Source organism: Acinetobacter sp. 228, from assembly GCF_048147885.1.
On record NZ_JAYWYV010000042.1, the window covers coordinates 1 to 3,310 of the forward strand.

Genomic DNA, 3,310 nt, shown 5'->3' on the forward strand with positions numbered 1-3,310 from the left:
GTGTCTGGTTGCTCGGTAAAATTTTCAAAAAGGCCAAAACGATTATTTTAATGAAGCCAAATTTACCGACAATTTGGTTTAATTATGCTGTGATTCCAGAGCACGACGGTATTCCTGCGAATAATCGAGTGATTGTTACGCGTGGGGCATTAAATCCCATTCGTAATGAAAAACGCCATCAAGCTTCTAGAATTTTAATTGCATTAGGTGGTTCGTCAAAACGGCATCAATGGAACCAAGAAAAAGTATTATTAAGCGTGCAAAAGATTGTTGAGAATAATCCGGATGCCGAAATCATTCTAACGACTTCACGTCGAACACCAGCAGAGTTTATTGATATTTTAAGACAACAAAGTTTTGCCCAGCATTTACAAATATTTCCGGTTGAGCAAACACCTCAAGGCTGGATTTTTGAAGAGATGCAAAAAGCAGAAGCTGTATGGGTAACAGAAGATAGCGTTTCTATGGTTTTTGAAGCACTTACTGCGGGTTGTCGCGTAGGGGTCATAGCAATCGATCGGTTGAAAGACGATAGAATTACGCACTCGATTGATCAAATGATAGAATCACAACTAATTTCACAGAATACTTGTGTCGTACAGTTGCCACAACCTTATGCTTTTAAAGAAGCAGACCGTGTGGCAACATATCTTTTAGCGAAAAATTAAATTTTTTATTTTGAGTAAATAAATGAAAATATTGCATATTGCAAATTTTGGCTTTAATAAACAAGGCGCACATTTTTACTGCACAGACCGTAAAATTTCTGCCGGATTAATTGAAAATGGCCATTTCGTTTATGACTTTAGTTTCCGTGACATGGCTCGAATGGGGACAATCTTTAAAACCAAAAAATTAGGGGCAAAGTGGGCCAATAAAGAAGTACTCAAGGTTGTTAATAATATTGAACCTGATTTGGTATTGATTGGTCATAGCGACTTGATGAGTCCAGATGTTTTAAGACAGATTAAAGAGTCTTACCCCAATACTAAAATTGCATTTTGGTATGTTGATCCGCTTTATCTTGAAAACAAACTCGACTTTGTCAAAGCATTTTCACCTTATCTAGATGCTATTTTCTGCACAACAGGTGGAGAATATCTCCAAAATTTAAAACAGCCTCATTTAAGTGTGGCTTATATGCCGAATGTTGGTCATCGCAATGTAGAAACACTACAGCAATTTTCAAACTCAAAAACTGACAAAACTTTTATTTTCTGCGGTGTTGTTTATAAAGAGCCTGAGCGCGAGAAATTCTTAAAAGATTTAGCAGAGGCTTTGCAACAAGGCCATGTAAATTATCAATATTATGGTTGTTTTGAACAGCCAGGTGTCTATGGTAAGGCTTATTATAAGGTTCTGTCTGAAACAAAAATGGGGCTCAATTACTCACGCCGTAATGATGTAACCTTATATAGCTCTGATCGTATTGTTCAGCTGACTGGTAATGGTTTACTTACCTTTAGCCCAAGAATTCCAGGCTTTGAGAAACTCTATACTGAGCAGGAAGTGGTTTACTTTGATGATCAGTTTGACTTGGCTAAGAAGATACAATTCTTTGATCAAAACCCAGAGCAGGCTGAAAAAATAGCGAAAGAGGGCTGGGAGAAAACGCGTAAGTCTTTCAATGCTAAACGCATCACCCAGTTTATGGTTGAAGTGACATTTAAGCAGCCCCTTTCAGAAGATTATGAATGGTCACATGAGGTTTATGCATGATGTGGTTTTTGTACGTTGCGGTAGGCCTGCTAGCACTTGCTGCACTGTTATATGTGCTAGGTAATTATACATTCTGGCTTCCGTTTCGTTCGAGTAAACTACCTCGCATTGTGATGTTACATCAGGTCACTCCTAAAGATGCTGCTTCTGGCATGAATATGCCTCCTGAAAAGTTTGAACAACTCTTAACGTTGTTAACGCGTAAAGGCGCTATCTTTTGCTTTGTTTCTGAGCTTGAACAATATCGTAATCAAAAGAATGTGGTTGCTTTAAGTTTTGATGATGGCTTTATGGATAATTATCTTTATGCCTATCCACTACTAAAAAAATATAAAGCGAAAGCAACTATTTATTTAGCAACGCAAATTGAAGGTATTGAAAAGCTTACTCATGAGCAAATCCATGAAATGGCTAACTCTGGTTTAATTGAATTTGGTGCGCATACTCAACATCATGTGAACTTACTTAAACTTGATGATCAAACGGCTTACAATGAGATGCTTCAGTCTAAGCGTGATGTTGAAGCATTAGTTGGGAAGTGCCCGAGTTTTGCTTATCCATTTGGTCGATTTAACGAAAAGCACCAGAAAATGGCCCAAGAAATTGGCTTTAAAAATGCAGTATCGACTCGTAAAAAAATCGAAGCGTATGAAGCAGATAACCAATTTAATATTCCACGTGTCAGCACGCATGGCGCCATGAATGCTTTACAGATGCGTATCGCCCTTGCTAAAGGACGTTATAAGTTATGAATAAAATTCCATGTAGTGTTTATATTGTCACTTTAAACTGTGGTGCTTGGTTAGAGCGAACTTTGCAAAGTGTCAGTGAGTTTGATGAAGTTATTATTTTAGATTCGGGCAGTACTGATAATACTTATGAAATTGCAAAGCGTTTTGAAAATACAGAAATTTCTCACCAAGACTGGCAGGGTTATGCTGGGCAAAAAAGTTTAGCTTTAGCTAAATGCCGAAATGATTGGGTGCTTAATTTAGATGGCGATGAAGTCTTATCTAATGAGTTAAAACAAGAAATTGTTGAGACCATTCAACAGAACAAGCTTGATGCATTAATCACCCCAATTAATGATGTATTTTTAGGTGTTCCGAACAGTAAACATACTAAAAAACATGCAAAAGTGCGTTTTTTCCGTAGGTCTAAAGGGCATTATGACCTTGCCAATAAAGTCCATGAAAATGTGATCGTAGATGGTGAATCTCAACGTGCTCAACACGATATTTACCATTATGGTGAGTCGAGCATTTTCGTTAAGGTCGAAAAAAATAACCAATATTCCAACCTTAAAGCATTAGAGAAATTCCAAAAAGGAAAGTCTCCAAGCATTGCAAAATTGGTTTTGGTGATGCCAGTGACTTTTATGAAATCTTATTTTATTCGCCGTAGTTTCTTAAATGGTTGGCGTGGTTTCGTAAATAGTATGATTAATGCATTTTATGCATTTCTAAAAGAAGCTAAGCTTTTTGAACAGACCATGAATAAAGATAAAAATAAGTAGGCAAGCTATGAAAATTGTTCAGGTATTGGCAACTAGCGGTGGAGTTGGTGGATTAGAGCAGCACACTTTTAACCT

Annotated in this window: 5 protein-coding genes; all 5 read left to right on the forward strand. The window is 37.2% G+C overall.

The genetic code is table 11. The annotated features are described in order from the left end of the window. A partial coding sequence (locus VXQ92_RS15440) for an ELM1/GtrOC1 family putative glycosyltransferase (RefSeq protein WP_416682384.1) occupies positions 1-668 on the forward strand: 668 nt, incomplete at its 5' end. A gap of 22 nt (positions 669-690) precedes the next feature. Then, positions 691-1,719 carry a glycosyltransferase family protein gene (locus VXQ92_RS15445; RefSeq protein WP_416682386.1) on the forward strand — a complete coding sequence of 343 codons (1,029 nt, stop codon included), beginning with the start codon at positions 691-693 and terminating at the stop codon, positions 1,717-1,719. Beyond that, positions 1,716-2,471 (forward strand): polysaccharide deacetylase family protein, encoded by a 756-nt coding sequence (locus VXQ92_RS15450; protein WP_038347290.1) that lies wholly within the window; start codon positions 1,716-1,718, stop codon positions 2,469-2,471. The genes VXQ92_RS15445 and VXQ92_RS15450 overlap by 4 nt, the downstream gene beginning before the upstream one ends. Next, positions 2,468-3,235 (forward strand): glycosyltransferase family 2 protein, encoded by a 768-nt coding sequence (locus VXQ92_RS15455; protein WP_005122727.1) that lies wholly within the window; start codon positions 2,468-2,470, stop codon positions 3,233-3,235. The genes VXQ92_RS15450 and VXQ92_RS15455 overlap by 4 nt, the downstream gene beginning before the upstream one ends. Before the next feature lie 7 nt (positions 3,236-3,242). Next, on the forward strand, positions 3,243-3,310 hold a 68-nt coding region (locus VXQ92_RS15460; RefSeq protein WP_416682387.1), incomplete at its 3' end, for a hypothetical protein.

Excerpts from the sequence above, each read along its gene's own strand:
- VXQ92_RS15455 (WP_005122727.1), top strand. The coding sequence starts at position 2,468 with ATGAATAAAATTCCATGTAGTGTTTATATTGTCACTTTAAACTGTGGT.
- VXQ92_RS15445 (WP_416682386.1), top strand. The coding sequence starts at position 691 with ATGAAAATATTGCATATTGCAAATTTTGGCTTTAATAAACAAGGCGCA.
- VXQ92_RS15450 (WP_038347290.1), top strand. The coding sequence starts at position 1,716 with ATGATGTGGTTTTTGTACGTTGCGGTAGGCCTGCTAGCACTTGCTGCA.